At 31.1% G+C, this 17,393-nt stretch carries 13 protein-coding genes; 4 read left to right on the top strand and 9 right to left on the bottom strand.

Going from position 1 to position 17,393, the window contains the following annotated elements; translation table 11 throughout:
• Positions 1-122: 122 nt before the first annotated feature.
• The 3 genes from pheT (at position 123) to P2G10_RS05890 (ending at position 4,386) form a co-directional block, all read left to right on the top strand.
• Positions 123-2,549 (top strand): phenylalanine--tRNA ligase subunit beta, encoded by a 2,427-nt coding sequence (pheT, locus tag P2G10_RS05900; RefSeq protein ID WP_275315635.1) that lies wholly within the window; start codon positions 123-125, stop codon positions 2,547-2,549.
• A 121-nt stretch (positions 2,550-2,670) separates the two neighbouring features.
• Positions 2,671-3,720 (top strand): quinone-dependent dihydroorotate dehydrogenase, encoded by a 1,050-nt coding sequence (locus tag P2G10_RS05895; protein WP_275315634.1) that lies wholly within the window; start codon positions 2,671-2,673, stop codon positions 3,718-3,720.
• 51 nt (positions 3,721-3,771) lie between these two features.
• Positions 3,772-4,386 carry a LysE family translocator gene (locus P2G10_RS05890; RefSeq protein ID WP_275315633.1) on the top strand — a complete coding sequence of 205 codons (615 nt, stop codon included), beginning with the start codon at positions 3,772-3,774 and terminating at the stop codon, positions 4,384-4,386.
• Between the two features lies 1 nt (position 4,387).
• On the opposite strand, the gene P2G10_RS05885 is transcribed toward P2G10_RS05890, so the two are convergent.
• The 3 genes from P2G10_RS05885 to P2G10_RS05875 form a co-directional block, all read right to left on the bottom strand.
• Positions 4,388-4,939 carry an HNH endonuclease gene (locus P2G10_RS05885; protein WP_275315632.1) on the bottom strand — a complete coding sequence of 184 codons (552 nt, stop codon included), beginning with the start codon at positions 4,937-4,939 and terminating at the stop codon, positions 4,388-4,390.
• A gap of 74 nt (positions 4,940-5,013) precedes the next feature.
• Positions 5,014-5,586 (bottom strand): YfiT family bacillithiol transferase, encoded by a 573-nt coding sequence (locus P2G10_RS05880; protein ID WP_275315701.1) that lies wholly within the window; start codon positions 5,584-5,586, stop codon positions 5,014-5,016.
• A complete protein-coding gene (locus P2G10_RS05875) occupies positions 5,546-6,223 on the bottom strand; it encodes a tetratricopeptide repeat protein (RefSeq protein WP_275315630.1) in 678 nt (225 codons plus the stop codon). Before P2G10_RS05875 ends, P2G10_RS05880 begins: the two co-directional genes overlap by 41 nt.
• A gap of 203 nt (positions 6,224-6,426) precedes the next feature.
• Here P2G10_RS05875 and lon point away from each other — a divergent pair, with 203 nt between their 5' ends.
• Positions 6,427-8,901, top strand: a complete 2,475-nt coding sequence (gene lon / locus P2G10_RS05870) for an endopeptidase La (protein ID WP_275315629.1) — start codon at positions 6,427-6,429, stop codon at positions 8,899-8,901.
• 149 nt (positions 8,902-9,050) lie between these two features.
• Here the strand turns inward: lon and P2G10_RS05865 are convergent, their stop codons facing one another.
• The 6 genes from P2G10_RS05865 to P2G10_RS05840 form a co-directional block, all read right to left on the bottom strand.
• Entirely contained in the window at positions 9,051-10,592 is a 1,542-nt protein-coding gene (locus tag P2G10_RS05865) for an RluA family pseudouridine synthase (protein ID WP_338056307.1), read from the bottom strand.
• Between the two features lie 169 nt (positions 10,593-10,761).
• Positions 10,762-12,279: a hypothetical protein gene (locus P2G10_RS05860; RefSeq protein WP_275315627.1), complete on the bottom strand. Its 1,518-nt coding sequence runs from the start codon at positions 12,277-12,279 to the stop codon at positions 10,762-10,764.
• Positions 12,280-12,292: 13 nt separating this feature from the next.
• Positions 12,293-12,913, bottom strand: a complete 621-nt coding sequence (locus tag P2G10_RS05855; RefSeq protein WP_218772472.1) for an SPOR domain-containing protein — start codon at positions 12,911-12,913, stop codon at positions 12,293-12,295.
• A 51-nt stretch (positions 12,914-12,964) separates the two neighbouring features.
• Positions 12,965-15,259, bottom strand: a complete 2,295-nt coding sequence (locus P2G10_RS05850; RefSeq protein ID WP_275315625.1) for an FdhF/YdeP family oxidoreductase — start codon at positions 15,257-15,259, stop codon at positions 12,965-12,967.
• A complete protein-coding gene (fdhD, locus tag P2G10_RS05845) occupies positions 15,252-16,052 on the bottom strand; it encodes a formate dehydrogenase accessory sulfurtransferase FdhD (RefSeq protein WP_275315623.1) in 801 nt (266 codons plus the stop codon). The genes P2G10_RS05850 and fdhD overlap by 8 nt, the downstream gene beginning before the upstream one ends.
• A gap of 135 nt (positions 16,053-16,187) precedes the next feature.
• On the bottom strand, positions 16,188-17,369 hold the full coding sequence (locus P2G10_RS05840; RefSeq protein WP_275315622.1) for a THUMP-like domain-containing protein: 1,182 nt from the start codon (positions 17,367-17,369) through the stop codon (positions 16,188-16,190).
• Between the last annotated feature and the right edge of the window lie 24 nt (positions 17,370-17,393).

Raw genomic sequence — 17,393 nt, 5'->3', positions numbered from 1 at the left:
ATTATTCTGAGAAATAAATGTTATCAAATAGTTAACAATCAGCGGTGTAAATAGTGTTAAGAAGGACTGTTATTTTTCCTTTTATTTTCCTTAAATTTGCCTGCTCAAATTAGAGATTGATTATGAAGATATCATACAATTGGTTAAGACAATTTTTACAAACCGACTGGAAAGCTGAAAAAACAGGAGAACTATTAACAGATTTAGGTCTAGAGGTAGAAGGAATAGAAAAAGTAGAGAGTATTAAAGGTAGCTTAAAGGGCATCGTTGTTGGTCAAGTAAAAACATGTGTTAAGCATCCCAACGCAGATAAACTAAAAATTACTACGGTAGATTTAGGTGACGGCAATCCTGTACAAATAGTTTGTGGTGCTCCAAATGTAGCTGCTGGTCAGAAAGTGCCTGTTGCTACGGTAGGAACAACCTTGTATGATGAAAAAGGCGAAGGCTTTAAAATAAAAAAAGGTAAAATAAGAGGAGAAGAAAGCCACGGAATGATCTGTGCCGAAGACGAGTTAGGTTTAGGTAACAGTCATGAAGGAATTATGGTTTTAGATGCCGCTTTAGCTTCAGGAACACCTTGTTCAGAAGTTTTTAATATCGAAACAGATTATGTTTTCGAAATAGGCTTAACGCCAAACCGTGCAGACGCAATGAGCCACTTTGGTGTTGCTCGTGATTTACGTGCAGGTTTAATGCATCAAGGAACAAATTTAGAGCTAATTTCACCTTCTGTATCAGATTTTCGTGTAGATGAACGTACACACAAGATTGATATCGAAATTGAAGATAAAAATTTAGTACCTCGTTATTGCGGAATTACAATTACCGATATTGAGGTTAAAGAATCTCCAGAATGGATTCAGAATAGATTAAAAGCTATTGGTATTGTGCCTAAAAACAATATTGTAGATATTACAAATTATGTTTTACATGAGTTAGGGCAACCTTTACATGCTTTTGATGCTAATAAAATTAGAGGGAATAAAGTTATTGTTAAAACCTTAGCTGCAGGAACGAAGTTTAAGACGTTAGATGAAGTAGAAAGAACGTTAGATGCTGATGATATTATGATTTGTGATGCAGATGATAATCCATTATGTTTAGGTGGTGTTTTCGGTGGTTTAAAATCTGGAGTAACAGAACATACTACAGCAATTTTCTTAGAAAGCGCTTATTTTAATCCGGTTTCTGTACGTAAAACAGCAAAACGTCACGCATTAAATACAGATGCTTCTTTCCGTTTTGAAAGAGGAATCGATATCAATTCAACAAAATACGCTTTAAAGCGTGCTGCTTTATTAATTGAAGAGTACGCTGGTGGAAAAATGTCTTCGGATGTTTTAGATTTTTATCCAGAGAAAATAGAAGATTTCGAAGTGTTTTTATCTTTCGAAAACACGTATAAATTAATAGGTCAAGAAATTCCTAAAGAAACGATTAAAAATATTTTAGCTTCTTTAGAAATTAAAATAAACAGTGTAACTGAAGGAGGTTTAGGTTTAACAATACCTTCTTACCGAGTAGATGTTCAGCGTGAAGCTGATATTATTGAAGAAATTTTAAGAGTTTACGGTTACAATAACATCGAGTTTTCTCATAAATTAAATACTTCTATTTCATTTGATAACGATAAAGAAGTTAAGGTAGAAAACATTGTTGCAAATCAGTTAAGTTCATTAGGATTTAACGAAACGATGGCAAATTCTTTAACAAAAGCAGATTATATTGCTTTGTCTGAGAATTTAAAGGAAGAACATAATGTAGAAATGTTAAATCCGTTAAGTAACGACTTAAAGGTAATGCGACAATCATTATTGTTTAGTGGTTTAGAATCGGTTTCTTATAATATCAACAGAAAAAATAACGCATTAAAATTTTATGAGTTTGGTAAAACATATCATAAATACGAAAGTGGTTATCAGGAAGACAAACATTTAACGTTGTTTGTTACCGGTAACAGAACGAAAGATAGTTGGAAAATAGCAACAGAAGCTTCTGATTTCTTTTATTTAAAAGGAATTGTAACGAACTTATTAAGTAGATTAGGGCTTGATAATTTAAAAACATCACCTATTAAAACAGATGTGTTTTCTGAAGGTGTAGTATTAAGTTTAGGAAAAACTAAGCTAGTTGAATTCGGAGTTATAAAAAGAGCTGTTTTAAAAGAATTTTCTATTAAACAAGAAGTTTTATTTGCTGATTTTAATTGGGAAAACATTTTAAGCTTAGCTGGTAATAAGAAAATTAAAGTATCTGATTTAGCTAAGTTTCCATCAGTAAAGCGTGATTTAGCGTTATTATTAGATGATAAAATAGAGTTTAAAGAAATTTACAACCTTGCTTTTCAATCAGAAAAGAAATTATTAAAAGAAGTAGATTTATTTGATGTTTATGAAGGTGATAAATTACCTGAAGGTAAAAAATCATACGCTGTTAGTTTTGTTTTACAAGATGAAAACAAAACATTGGCAGATAAACAGATTGATAAAATAATGCAAAAATTACAGCTAACATTCGAAAAGAATTTAGAAGCTGTATTAAGATAATTCAAAAGCTCCAATTTTTATTGGGGCTTTTTTTTAATTTAAATGTCTCCTCGAGCGCAGTCGAGAGGTCATTTTTTAAACTATAATTAAGGTCTCGACTGCGCTCGACCTGATAAGAAGTATGTACAAATTAATCATCCGTCCGATTTTCTTTCTTTTTGATCCAGAAAAGATTCATTATTTTACTTTTTCATTGGTGAAATTCATGACAAAAATTCCTTTTGTAGCTTCAATATTCAGAAGTTTATATCAGGTGAATGATAAAAAATTAGAACGTAATTTATTCGGATTAACTTTTAAAAATCCTGTTGGTTTAGCTGCTGGTTTTGATAAAAATGCGGTTTTGTATAATGAATTAGCAAACTTCGGATTTGGTTTTGTAGAAATAGGAACCGTAACACCAAAACGGCAAGCTGGAAATCCGAAGAAAAGATTATTCCGTTTAAAAGATGATCAAGGAATTATCAACCGAATGGGATTTAATAATGAAGGATTAATCATTGCGATCGAACAATTAAAAAAGAATAAAGGTAAAATTATCATTGGAGGTAACATCGGTAAAAACACCGATACTGCTCCTGAAAATTATACAACAGATTACTTAGAGTGTTTTAAAGGACTGCATCCGTATGTAGATTATTTTGTGTTGAATGTAAGTTGCCCTAATGTTGGGAGTCATGCAAAACTAGATGATGTTGAATACTTATATGAGTTAATTACTGAGGTTCAGAAATTAAATAAGGAGCTTTCAGTGTCAGGTCGAGCGAAGTCGAGACCTATTCTTTTAAAAATAGCTCCAGATTTAAATAACCAACAATTAGATGAAATAATTGAATTGGTTGCTAAAACTAAAATAAATGGAGTTATTGCCTCAAACACATCAGTAAATAGAGATAATTTAAAAGTTTCTAAAGAACGATTATTAGAAATTGGTAATGGTGGTGTTAGCGGTCAACCGGTTAAAGAAAGAAGTACGAAAGTAATTAAATACCTAGCAGATAAATCTAACAAAGCATTTCCTATAATCGGGGTAGGAGGTATTCATTCTGAAAAAGATGCTTTAGATAAAATAAATGCTGGTGCAGATTTAGTACAAATCTATACTGGGTTTATCTATGAAGGACCGAGTTTGGTAAAGCGAATCAATAAAGCTATTTTAGATCAATCTTAAATTAACTTTTTACTGAATTAATTTCAGTAGTTTTTTATATTTATTTAATTAATGATTGAAACTCTTATTTCGTTTGTTTTAGCTACGGCTACTTTAGCTTTTTCACCAGGGCCAGATAATATTTTTGTACTAACACAAAGTATTGTGCATGGTAAAAAATATGGTTTAGCAACAGTTGTTGGTTTAATGACGGGTTGTATTATTCATACAACTTTGGTTGCTTTTGGGGTTTCGGAAGTTATAAAGCAAAATCCGAATTTGTTTTTTATTATCAAATTATTCGGAGCCTTGTATTTGCTGTATATTGCATATCAAGTTTATAAAAGTGATGCTAAAATTGCGTTTTCAACAGATAATGTAGTTAAGAAATCTACTTTCGAATTGTTTAAAAAGGGTTTTTGGATGAATGTTTTAAACCCGAAAGTTACTATTTTCTTTTTGGCATTTTTTCCTCAGTTTTTGTTTTCAAAAACGATTTCTACGGTAATTCAGTTTTATGTCTTAGGCGGCTTATTTATACTTACTTCTTTTGTAATATTTTCTACAATTGCTATTTTGGCAGGAACAATATCAACATCAATAAAAAAGAACGCCCAAATAGGAGTGTTCCTAAAATGGGCGCAAATTGTAGTTTTTATAACTATTGCTATCTTAATTTTATTATAAGTTAATCTTCAGTAACGTATCCCCAATTTTCACCAGTTTTAATTCTATGTAATTGCATTTCTGAAACGCCAAATTGTTTCGCAATCATTTTTAAACGAGTCTTTCTGTTTGGGTCGTTTAGCTTACGTTTAAGTAATTTAACTCTAGTTTCAGTAAGTTTTGCAGTTCTGGGTTTATGAACTTTATTTACATATTCGGGATTGGTATATTGATGTACCTCTTTTTCCCTTTTTGTAGCCCATTTAAGGTTTTCAATCCTATTATCTTTTTTATCATAATTTAAATGAATCACATACAATTCATCCTCTTTACGAGGTAAAAAACATTCTGCTACGAGTTTATGAACATACCTACTGGTGTTTTTTCCATTTACTCGTTGTTTTAATGGTAAGTTCTGGTAACCGTTTATAAAATATTCGTTTACAAGGAACTCTTCTTCTTTTTTACAGTTGATAATTCTACCGTAATTAGAGATTTTAAATTTTTCTTTTTCAGAGATTTTATTATCAAATACTATTTCTTTCCACCTTTCATTTCTGTAGCTTCGTATCATATTTTTTAATATTTTATCTGAACTTAAATAATAAATAGCACTTTATTATTTTGTGTAAAAATACATAATTTGTTTTACAACCACTTTTTTATAAGTAATAACTGATTTATGTGTTGGTAATGATGGTTGCAATGCCATGCATAAATACCTATATTTTCTTTTAAACTTACTTTTTCATTTCCATCAGGATGAATGAAACACTTATTTAAATCATCATCAGTTAATCCTTTTAAAAGATACACCCATTTAGCGTGTAAAGCTTTTAATGAATTTAAAGATAACTGAATAGGGGCAGTTTTAGAATCGAATAATTCTGCCCAACGCGCTTCATAATACGTTTTAATAACAGGTTCTTCTTCTGTTAACGCCCATTTAAAACGAGTGTATGAATTATGATGACTGTCTGCACAATGATGAATAACTTGCCTAACAGACCAACCACCATCTCTGTATAAAGTATTTAATTGTTCTTCGGATAAATTCTTAACAAGAAGCTCTAATTTTGCAGGAAATTCTTCTAAAATAATAATCCATTCGTTAATTTTTTCTGAAGAAATTTCAGGTGGAATATCAGGTTTTCCGATCGGATATTTTAGTCTTTCCAAATTAGTTAGTTTTAGTAAGTTTTTTATACGCCCTTTTTGCATTGCCATTTTCAGGGTTTATATCCAACGCTTTTTTATAAAACTCAATTGCTTTAATAGTATCTGATTTTTTTAAATAAGCATCACCTGTACTGTCGTAAGTATTAGAACTAGTAGGGTATAAAGCAATGTTAATTTTAAAAATTTCAATTGCTTGCTCATATTTATCTTCTCTTAAATATTGATAGCCTAAATTATTAAAAGTATGTTCTCTAATTATAGGATTTAAACTGTCTTTTTCTTTAATTTTTTTATAACCAACTAATGCAGCGTTATAATCTCCTTGTGCAAAATGTTCTTTAGGTGTTTTTTCACCATCATTTAATTTGTTAAAAACATATACATTATCATTATGTTCTCGTTTTTTCGCTAATTCAATATTATCTTTATCTGTATGAAAAATTAATTTTTCATTTAATTCGCTTGCATAAAAAGTACTATCGTTAATTTTTAAAGGAACCAATTGCTGATTACGCCATGTTAAAAGTAATTCACCTTCTTTAAAGTTAACCTCTATAATTTCATCAGCATTAAAAAAATAACGGCCCGTAGCATTTTTAATAAATTTATCTGAGTTTTTATTCGTTGTACAGCTTGTTATTAGTAAAATAAAAGCAATAAAAATTAGTTTAGTTTTCATTTTTTGGTTAGTTTTTGTAAAAATATATTAATATGACGACTCAGCTTGTAATTAGTTACAAGTAATATAAGTTTTACTTGGCATAACAATTGACTTATATAATCGAGCGAAATAGTGCATATGTTTATAGTGTGCTGTTTATCAAATAATTAAAAGTTAAAAAGTGCGTTTGGTATTGTTGCTAACAATATATAAATGTCACTATGACATATATACAAGATATGAGTAAATCAAAAATTATACATTTAGACAATTTGTCGCTTCAAGAAGCTTTTAATGAAGATTCAGAATTGATTCCTTTATTAACTCCTGAAGATGAAGAAATAATAAATAAAGAAAAAGTACCTGAAGAACTGCCAATTTTACCGTTAAGAAATACGGTGTTATTTCCTGGTGTTGTAATTCCTATTACAGCGGGTAGAGATAAATCTATTCAGTTAATAAAAGATGCAAACAAAGGAGATAAAGTAATTGGTGTTGTTGCTCAGAAAGATGGCGATGTAGAAAACCCTGGTTTAAATGATATTCATAAAACCGGAGTTGTAGCACAGATTTTACGTGTTCTTAAAATGCCTGATGGTAACACAACAGTTATCATTCAAGGAAAAAAACGTTTTGAGATTGATGAAATTACGCAAGAAGAACCATACTTAAAAGCAAGAGTTAAGGAAGCAGTAGATGATAAAGAAGTTGATGACGAAAAAGAGTTTGAGGCAATTATAGAATCTATAAAAGAATTAGCATTAGAGGTTATTAAAGAAAACCCAATGTTACCTTCTGAAGCTTCTTTTGCTATTAAAAACATAAAATCTAACTCGTTTTTGGTGAACTTTATTTCATCAAACATGGATTTAAGTGTTGCTAAGAAACAAGTATTACTTGAAAAAGATAACTTAAAAGAACGCGCTTTATTAACTTTAAAAAATTTAGACAAAGAACTTCAGAAATTACAATTGCGTAATGATATTCAGTCTAAAACACGTTCTGATTTAGATCAGCAACAGCGTGAATATTATTTACATCAGCAGTTAAAAACCATTCAAGATGAATTAGGTGGTGTTTCTCATGATCAGGAATTAGATCAAATGAGAATAAAGGCTAAAACAAAAAAATGGAATAAAGAGGTTGCTGAGACATTTGAAAAGGAATTGAATCGCTTAAAGCGAATGAATCCTCAAATGGCGGAATACGGAGTTCAACGTAATTATTTAGAGTTGATGTTAGATTTACCTTGGGGAGAATATTCTAAAGATAAATTTGATTTAAAAAGAGGGCAAAAAATATTAGATCGAGATCATTTTGGTTTAGAAAAAGTAAAAGAACGTATTATAGAACATTTAGCTGTTTTAAAATTACGTGGAGATATGAAGTCTCCTATTATTTGTTTGTACGGTCCTCCTGGAGTAGGTAAAACATCTTTAGGTAAATCGGTAGCGGAAGCCTTAGGTAGAAAATACGTGCGTATGTCTTTAGGTGGTTTACGTGATGAAGCAGAGATTCGCGGGCACCGTAAAACATATATTGGAGCCATGCCAGGACGTTTAATTCAGAATATTAAAAAATCTGGAACATCAAACCCTGTATTTGTTTTAGATGAAATAGATAAATTAAGTCAAAGTAGTCAAGGAGACCCTTCTTCTGCTATGTTAGAAGTTTTAGACCCTGAGCAAAACACCGAGTTTTATGATAATTATCTAGAAGTAGGTTACGATCTTTCTAAAGTGCTATTTATTGCAACGGCTAATAACTTAGGTCAAATTCCATGGGCATTACGTGATCGTATGGAGATTATCAATGTTACGGGTTATACGATTGAAGAAAAAATTGAAATTGCTAAAAAATATTTACTTCCAAAACAGTTAAAAGAGCATGGGTTAACACCGGAACATTTAACGGCTGGAAAAAAACAATTAGAAAAGATTGTTGCAGGTTATACACGTGAATCAGGTGTGCGTGGTTTAGAAAAACAAGTTGCTAAAATAGTTCGTTTTGCGGCGAAATCAATAGCGATGGAAGAGGAGTATAGCATTGCTTTATCAGACTTAGATATCGAAACTATTTTAGGTCCTGCTCGTCTAGAAAGAGGTAAGTACGAAAATAATGATGTTGCAGGTGTAGTTACTGGTTTAGCGTGGACAAGTGTTGGTGGTGATATTTTATTTATAGAATCTATTTTATCTAAAGGTAAAGGAAACCTTTCTATTACAGGTAATTTAGGTAAAGTAATGAAGGAGTCTGCTACAATTGCGATGAAATACATCAAAGCAAATGCTGAAAAATTCGGAATTAAACAAGAAATTTTAGAAAAGTACGATGTACATATTCACGTGCCAGAAGGTGCAACACCAAAAGATGGGCCAAGTGCAGGTATTACTATGTTAACTTCATTAATGTCGGTATATACACAGCGTAAAGTGAAAAATAAACTAGCCATGACAGGTGAAATTACACTACGTGGAAAAGTGTTGCCAGTAGGTGGAATTAAAGAAAAAATATTAGCAGCAAAACGCGCCAATATTAAAGAGCTTATTTTGTGTGTCGAGAATAAAAGAGACATCGAAGAAATAAAAGAAAGTTACTTAAAAGGATTAACATTCCATTACGTAAACGAAATGAGCGAGGTAATCGATATTGCGCTTACCAAGCAAAAAGTAAAAGACGCTAAGAAATTAGTGTAAATTCAAAAGCCTCTCAGTAAATCGAGAGGCTTTTTTTATTCTTAATTCTGTCAGAAGCTAATTCCAGCTTTCCGCACTCGCTCTCTGCGAGGAGCTCAAACAAATGCTACAATCTGGGCTAAACTATTTTATAAAGTTTTAGTGAAAGCTTAAAAATCCGCTTTTTTATGAAATTTCATTTTCTCCTTAGTAATAGGATGTGCAAACTCTAAAGTATCTGAATGTAAATACAAACGGTCAGATTTTTTTCCATACAAGTCATCACCTATAATTGGTGTGTTTAGTCCTAAACTATGAGAAGCATGCATTCGTAATTGATGTGTTCGACCAGAAATAGGGTAGAAGTGCACCTTTGTTTTTCCGTTTTTCCTTTCAATAACTTCCCATTTAGTTTCAGCAGGTTTTCCATGTTCATAACATACCAATTGTCTTGGTCTGTCATCTAAATCTACACGAAGTGGTAAATTAATTATCCCTTTATTTTCGGTAATAATTCCATCTAATAAAGCCGTGTATCTTTTTTTAACCGTTTTATTAATAAACTGACTTTGTATAATTTTATGAGCATTTTTGTTCTTAGCTAAAACTAATAAACCCGAAGTAGCCATATCTAAACGATGTACAATAATGGGACCCGAAACACCTTTAATCTGTTGTTTAATGCGAGAATAAACCGAATCTTGAATATGAATTCCAGGAACCGATAAAAAGTCATTAGGCTTATAAATAATGATTAACTCATCATCTTCAAAAACAATTTCTAGTTTCTTTCCAACAGCAGGATTTTCTAATAACGGATTCGTATCCATTTCAATTCCGTCTAGCATATGTGTTAAAATAGGTTTGCATTTTCCTTGGCAAGCCGGATAAAATTGTTGGTGTTTCCTTACTTCTTTATTTGGCGGTTTCCCCCACCAAAATTCTGCCATTGCAATAGGTTTTAAGTCGTGTAAAAAAGCATATTGTAATAATTTTGGAGCAGCGCATTCACCAGTTCCTGCTGGAATATTTTGTATAGAAACATTCGTAAATAACTCCCCTAAATTTTTAACCTCTTTTTTTGAATTTAAAAATTGATATTGTTTTGATATATAAATCTGTAAAGCTGTGGATTTAGTTTTACGTTTTTCTTTTAGTAACGTTATTTGATTGGTAAAAATCAATAGTTTTTCTTTAATAGGTTTCAAAGTATGTTCCCAAAAGCGAGTTACATTATTTAGGTAATGTTTGGCATCTAAACTCTCTTTACTTAAAATATTTATTAAAGTTTCATAATCTTCTGTTGATAACTCGGTAAATGCTTTTTCTCTTTTTAATTTACGAGCAATTTTAGCTTTTTTTAAAGCTTCTTTTTTTTCTGTAATATCATCAGCCGCCTTGTTAGTTTCTTGTTCGTAAAGAGTACGTAATTTTAAATACTCAGCAGTATTCTCTAAACGATCTAATTCAATACTTATATTCCTTAAAGTTTCTTTTTCTTTTAAGAAAAACGAATCTTTAGTAAGCATATCGTAAACAGGTGGAACGAACTTTTTGTGCTTGTTTTTTTCGCCTAACTTACCAGAAACAGCAGTTATGTAGCCGATTTCATTTTGTTGATTTTGTACGACTAAAACTCCAAACATTTTTCCTGAAATAGCTCCTTTTTTGGAGTTGTCTAACCCGAAATTATGTTCGAAATCTGTTTGCACACTCAAATAATTTTGCACTTCTTTTGAAGCTAACTTGCACAACGAATGAGGTTCGTAATAAAACGGAAAAGTAAACTTTTTAGGAAGCTTTATTTCGGTTATAGAAGTCGAAAAATATTGAAAATATGTTTGCAAAATAGGTAAAAGTAATAGTTAGGTTTTGGTGTAATTATTTAACGCTTAAAAAAGAAAAGTTATAACTAATACCAAAGTTTAAATAAGTACTACTTAATTTACCACCTCGTGCTTTAACATATCCTAATCCACCACGTACATTTAATTTATTTGTTAGTTTGTAATTTAGTCCCATACTTGGTTTTACAATTAAACCCTGTCCTGTACTAATTCCACCACCACCGGCAGCTCCACCTAAAAGTTGGCCAAAGATTGAAGTTGTATTGTTAAAAAAAGTATTTGATTGTACTCCTAAACCAACAATACCTTCAGCATAAGCACCAGCATCACCAAAATTAGCGAATGATGTTTGTCCGGCTCCATAAATATACTTATTAAAGAAAAAGTTTATTTGCAAAGAAATTTGATGCATGTTCTGAGTAAATCCACCATTATTATCTCTTGCAGCACTTAAATACAAATCTTGTTTTATAATTGTTTCTAAACCTTTAAATTTTCCACTTTTATATTTGTCATTTCCAGAAACACCATCTTTATCTATATAATATTTTAAACCAAAGCCTAAAGTAGATGCTTTAAAATGTGAATCAGGCGACATTAAATATCCTTTGTTAATTGAAGCATAAATATTATCAAATAATTTTTGTTCGATAGAAATATCAGGATAAATTAAAAATCCACCTTTAGTATCAACACCACCGCCACCGCCAGCACCAACACCAAACTTAGCTAAGATGTTTGTACGGTTTTTATTCATTGATAAATGATATCCACCTCCTAAAAGAACATCCATATATCCAGCTCTAATTCCGTGGTAGGCACCGTCAGCTTTTACAAAAAAGAAGATGTTTTTATTAAGATATGAGTTTAATTCAAAACCAGCTAAACGTATTGTTTTACCTTTATAAGAACCTTTTGTTACAGATAAATTATTTAAATGTACGAGTAAAGAAATTTTGTTAGCAGGAGTATCCCAAGAGCTACTTTTTAACAAGTCATATGTGAAAGAATTTTCACGCTCTTTAAAACTTGTTGTTTTAAAAGATAAAGGAATTTGAATAGCTACATTAAATTGACTGCTATTAATGGTTCCTCCATCAAAAAAATCGACATAACTATAACCTGCAGTTGTAGAGAAATGTTTAAAATCATATCCTAAGTTAAAATGAGGTAAAATAAAAGCACCACCACCGTCAGGAGCTGCAGCTCCGCCACCGCCGCCAAAATGAAATCCGGCATCTATAAATAGTTTATCGGTTATTTTATGTTGAATACCAGCATTGATTCCTAAAGTAAAAAAACCACCACGAATTCCGCCAACAGCACCATAAATACCTACACCAACATAACTCCACTTATTGGGTTTTAAATTATAATGAACTCCTGTGAAATCCATATTTTTCTCATTATCGGGCATTTTAATAGATAAAAAATCTAGTTGTCCGAAGCCAATTTGAGTTTCTTGCTGAGGAATTTCAGTTTGAGCGTATAAAAAGTAAACACTCAAGGTAAAACATACCATGAGTGCTTTTTTACTAATTTTAAATAGCATTTATATATTGTTTTTAAGGGTGTATTTTTTGGCGTTCTCCATTAATATATGAAGCAACAAAAGCATCTTTGAAGCCTATTTTTATTAATTCTTTTCTTAACGATTTAGCTTCGCTTAAAGAATCAAATAAACCTATAGAATATTTAAAGTATCCATCATTTATAGTAACGGTTGAAGGTATTGTTGAAGTAGAAATTAAAGCGTGCTTCTTTTTAGAGAAAACACCAATTTGAACAGAATAAATTGTTTTGTCGCTTGTATTATCTATAACAGAATCGATAGTTTCATTTAAATTATTTTCATCAGTAGTAGAACTGTTGTTTCTCGCGGCTCTAGCATTTGCTCTAACAATACTGTCTAACACTCTTATATTTTCACTTTTTCTTATAGCAGTTTCATCTTCAGATGAAGTATAAGAAACTCCGCCATTATTGGTGTAAAAATAATAAGTAGCTCCTAAGGCAGCTCCAAGCATTAGACCTAATATAATAGGCAATATCATAGATCCTTTTTTAGCGGAAGTAAGTGCTTCTTTTGTTTCTTCTAATTCGCTTTCTGCTTCTTCTCTTTTAAGCTTAGCATTATCTAAGTCTTCTTGCATTAATTGAAACTTATCTTCTTCTATAAAAGGCATAATTGTAGGTTGATTTTTGTTAAAATATTTTACTAAAGTACAAATCTTTTTTTAGTCTTGTTTTTTAACGGTTATAATCACAGTTTTTGATGCCGGTGTATGGCTAATTCTCGCTTTACTTTTTAGAGGAACTAATACGTTTGCTTCAGGAAAATAAGTTGCAGTACATTGTTTAGGTATGCTGTACGGAATTACTAAAAATCCGTTTGCCTTTCTTTCTTCTCCTTTAAAATGACTAGTTAAATCTACTTTGTCTAATTTTTTTAGACCTTGATTTTTCATATCATCAGGATTCATAAAAATAACTCTTCGTTCATTTAAAATTCCGCGGTAACGATCATTCAAACCATAAATAGTAGTATTGTATTGATCGTGTGTACGAATGGTCATCATCATAAATTGATTTTCATCTAGAGCAATATCCGAAGGTGAATTTGTAGAAAAATTTGCTTTTCCAGTTAAAGTAGGAGAGAAGTTGTTTTCGCGTGCATTATTGGGTAAGTAAAAACCTCCTTTTACACGAACTCTTTCATTGTAGCTATCAAAACCGTCTATGGTGGCTTCTATTTTAGTGCGAATTAAATCGTAATTGGTAATTAATTTACTCCATTGAACCTTATTATTCTTCAATGTAGCGTTAGCAATGCCTGCAACAATAGCGGGCTCACTTAATAAATGTTTAGAAGCAGGCGTTAAATGTCCGTTTGACTGATGTACAACGCCCATCGAATTTTCTACAGTAATAAACTGTTCTCCGCTTTTTTGATTATCCTTTTCGGAACGACCTAAACAAGGAAGAATTAATGCTTGTTTACCATGAATTAAGTGACTACGATTTAATTTTGTTGATATTTGTACTGTTAAATCACAGTTTTTTAAAGCTTCAGCAGTATATACTGTATCTGGAGTTGCAGAGATAAAATTACCTCCCATTCCTATAAAAACACTTGCTTTTTTCTGATGCATGGCCTCAATCGCTGCCACAACATCATATCCATGTTTACGTGGTGCGTTAAACTGAAATTCTTTTTCTAAATTATCTAAAAAATCATCTTTAGGCTTTTCCCATATCCCCATGGTTCGGTCGCCTTGCACATTCGAGTGACCTCTTACAGGGCAAGTACCAGCACCTTTTTTACCGATGCTTCCTTTTAATAATAGTAAATTAACAACTTCACGAATATTATCTACTGCATTTTTATGTTGTGTTAACCCCATTGCCCAACAAATAATAATTTTATCATTACTGATAATCATATCTGCAGCCTCTTTAATTACTTCTAAAGGTAGGCCTGTTTGGGGTAATAATTCGTCTATTGAATACTTATCTAAATCAACTAAAAATTCTTCTAAGCCGTGTGTTTTTTCCTTTATAAATTGATGGTTAAAAACATCTCCCGATTTTTCCTCCTCAGTTTTCATCATCTTTAAGATGATTTTTAACAAGGCAACATCTCCGTTAATTTTTACTTGTAAAAACAAGTCAGTTAACTTATCACCAGCTCCAAACCATTTTAAAGGATTTTGCGGATCTACATAATTCATTAATCCAACTTCAGGCAACGGATTTATAGTCATTATTTTTCCGCCATTCTTTTTAGTATCTTTTAATGCGGTTAGCATTCTAGGGTGATTTGTTCCTGGATTCTGACCTATAACAATCACTAAATCAGCATGATTAAAGTCATCTAAAGTAACAGAGCCTTTACCAATTCCTAGTGTTTCTGAAAGTCCGCTACCGCTACTTTCGTGACACATATTAGAGCAATCTGGTAAGTTATTGGTACCAAACTGACGTACAAATAGCTGATATAAAAAAGCAGCTTCATTACTTGTTCTTCCTGAAGTGTAAAAGATGGCTTCATCAGGAGAATTTAAGTTGTTTAACTCACTCCCAATAAGATTAAAAGCCGCTTGCCAAGAAATTTCTTCATAATTATCAGCGCCTTCTTTCAAAATCATTGGATGAGTGATTCGTCCACTTTTACCAATTTCGTAATCAGACCATTCAGACATTTCTTGCACAGAATGTGTTGCGAAAAATAAAGGAGATACTCTATTCGTTGTAGCTTCTTCAGCAACTGCTTTTGCACCGTTTTCGCAATATTCCGCTAAAAAAGCTCTTTTCTGATCTGGATCTGGCCAGGCACAACCCGGACAATCAAAACCATTAATTTGATTGATGTTTTTAAGAAGGCTAATTCCTTTTACTACACCTGTTTCTGAAAAAACATGACTTAAAGCTGATTGTATAGCTTTTGTACCTACTGCCTTTTTAGGAATATCTATAAGTTCAATACCAGTTAATTTCTCAGGAGGTTGTTCTTGTATTTTTTTATCACTCATAATTTATATATTGAGGATTAGCGTAAACCGTCATTCTGTTATTTCTACTAAAACCTATTAGGCAAATGCCAAATTCTTTCGCAAAATCAACGGCTAAAGAAGAGCAGGCAGAAACAGCTATAATAATAGGGATTTTAGCAAAAAAAGCCTTCGAAACAATCTCGTACGAAACGCGACCGCTTACTAGCATATAGCTTACTTCTTTTATTTTATTTTTATTAATTAAATCGCCAATACATTTATCAACTGCGTTATGACGACCAATATCTTCTTTGATAGTTAAGAGTTCCTTTTTTTTATCGAATAAAGCACAAGCATGACTTCCTCCTGTGTTTTTAAATAAAAACTGTAAATCATTCATTTTTAAAAACATATCAAATGTTACATCAATTGATTCATTATGTTTATTATTAAGAGGCTCATCACTTGTTTTTAGATCTTTTAACTCTTTTTTTCCGCAAATTCCACAAGATGAAACTGATAAAAGTGTTCGTTTATTAAGGTAGCCTTTTCTTAATTTTTCCTTTGGAATACTAACATTTAAGATGGCCGAAAAATCATTATTTATTTCAATAATATCTATCTTTAATTCATCATTGCTTTTATAAATGTCTTCTGCGTACAAAAGTCCTCTTATAAGCTCGTTATCGTCTCCTGGAGTTCTCATAACTACAGTATAAGACTCATTGTTTATGTTGATCTGAAGTGGTGCTTCAATCACCAAATTATCATCCACCTTTAAAGAGGAGTTTTCTGATAATTTTATAGATTGATATGTGCTTGCTTGTTTCATGTTATAAACAAAAGTACTTAAAAGTAAATGAACTGAAAAGCCTTAGTGAATAGCAAAAATTTTAAAGATATTCTTCAATACTATAAGATAAAAGCCATCTAATAAAAACGAATATTTAAGGAGAGAGGCTTTATTTTACGAAGTTTTAGTGCAATTGACTACAATTAACTCATTGTTACTATTTGTTGTGAAAAATAGATAAGAATCTCCACCATCTTTAAGCTTTGTTTCGACTCTTATTTGTGCCACGGTTTTAGGGAAGTTTCGTGTGGTGATATTTGCTTTTAAAATAGTTAATTTTTTTTTCAATTTCTTTTTATTGTAAGGATAAACCTCTTCTATTTTAAATGTCCTTCCAGGGAAATTAAGTATTAATTCTTCGGATGTATATAAATGTGAATGTTGATGTAGTTTTTTAACATCATATTGATTTGCTACTTCATTAAATCCGCCTGACTTTAAAATTGCAGCATTAGGTTCGTATAGATAATTAGCTGGTAAAGAGTATGTTGTTTTGTGTTCTTTTGCGAATTTAAAATCAAAGCACTGAACACTGTTTTTCAGTGCGTTATGTGTTTTTATCTCTATTTTAGCTTTAGTATCTTTTTTTAGTAGGAAAAGTAATTCTTTTACTTCATTATTTACAGCAACAATATGAATTTCTTTTACAAATTTTAACTCATTTAATGTTGCTGTTATATCTAACATTGGTGAGTTTTTAATTAAGATAGTATCTGATTTTGTAAATAGAAAATCAATATTTTCAGGTACATTAGGTAAGCAATCTTTTAATAAAAACACCTTTCCTTTTATGTCGCTTCTACGAGAAGGATCAATATAAATACAATCGAATTTTTCGGTTGTTTTTTTTAGGAAATCTAATCCGTTATCAGCAACTGTTTGAACGTTTTTAATCGATAATTGATTGTAGTTATAAGTTACAATTTCTGATAATTCTTCATTGATTTCTGCGTGTGTAACTTTATCAAATATTTTAGAAAAATAAAAAGCATCAACTCCAAAACCTCCTGTTATGTCAATTAAGTTTTTACCAGAAACTAAGCTCGCTTTATATTTAGCACTTACTTCAGAAGATGTTTGTTCAATACTAATTTTTACTGGATAATAGATGTTCTTTGTAGCAAACCAATGTGGTAATTTGTTCTTAGATTTTTGTTTACCAATAATTTGATTTGATAATTCCTGTATTGATATATTCTCAAACGGACTTCCTTTCAAAATCAGCTTTGTGATATCAGAATTCAAGTTTATATTAATAAATTCTTGGACCTTTTTATCTAAAATATTGGTATTCAATAGCTTTGTTTTTTGAATAACAAA

Source organism: Tenacibaculum bernardetii, from assembly GCF_029125915.1.
Lineage (GTDB): Bacteria > Bacteroidota > Bacteroidia > Flavobacteriales > Flavobacteriaceae > Polaribacter > Polaribacter bernardetii.
Note: the sequence above shows the minus strand (reverse complement) of the source record. Positions and strands in the feature narration are given on the sequence as shown.

What these genes read in the sequence shown, in the direction of transcription:
- P2G10_RS05880 (WP_275315701.1), bottom strand. Translation starts at nt 5,586, where the DNA reads ATGCAAAAAGGGCGTATAAAAAACTTACTAAAACTAACTAATTTGGAA.
- fdhD (WP_275315623.1), bottom strand. Translation starts at nt 16,052, where the DNA reads ATGAAACAAGCAAGCACATATCAATCTATAAAATTATCAGAAAACTCC.
- lon (WP_275315629.1), top strand. Translation starts at nt 6,427, where the DNA reads ATGACATATATACAAGATATGAGTAAATCAAAAATTATACATTTAGAC.
- P2G10_RS05890 (WP_275315633.1), top strand. Translation starts at nt 3,772, where the DNA reads ATGATTGAAACTCTTATTTCGTTTGTTTTAGCTACGGCTACTTTAGCT.
- P2G10_RS05850 (WP_275315625.1), bottom strand. Translation starts at nt 15,259, where the DNA reads ATGAGTGATAAAAAAATACAAGAACAACCTCCTGAGAAATTAACTGGT.
- P2G10_RS05855 (WP_218772472.1), bottom strand. Translation starts at nt 12,913, where the DNA reads ATGCCTTTTATAGAAGAAGATAAGTTTCAATTAATGCAAGAAGACTTA.
- P2G10_RS05875 (WP_275315630.1), bottom strand. Translation starts at nt 6,223, where the DNA reads ATGAAAACTAAACTAATTTTTATTGCTTTTATTTTACTAATAACAAGC.
- P2G10_RS05860 (WP_275315627.1), bottom strand. Translation starts at nt 12,279, where the DNA reads ATGCTATTTAAAATTAGTAAAAAAGCACTCATGGTATGTTTTACCTTG.
- pheT (WP_275315635.1), top strand. Translation starts at nt 123, where the DNA reads ATGAAGATATCATACAATTGGTTAAGACAATTTTTACAAACCGACTGG.
- P2G10_RS05895 (WP_275315634.1), top strand. Translation starts at nt 2,671, where the DNA reads ATGTACAAATTAATCATCCGTCCGATTTTCTTTCTTTTTGATCCAGAA.
- P2G10_RS05885 (WP_275315632.1), bottom strand. Translation starts at nt 4,939, where the DNA reads ATGATACGAAGCTACAGAAATGAAAGGTGGAAAGAAATAGTATTTGAT.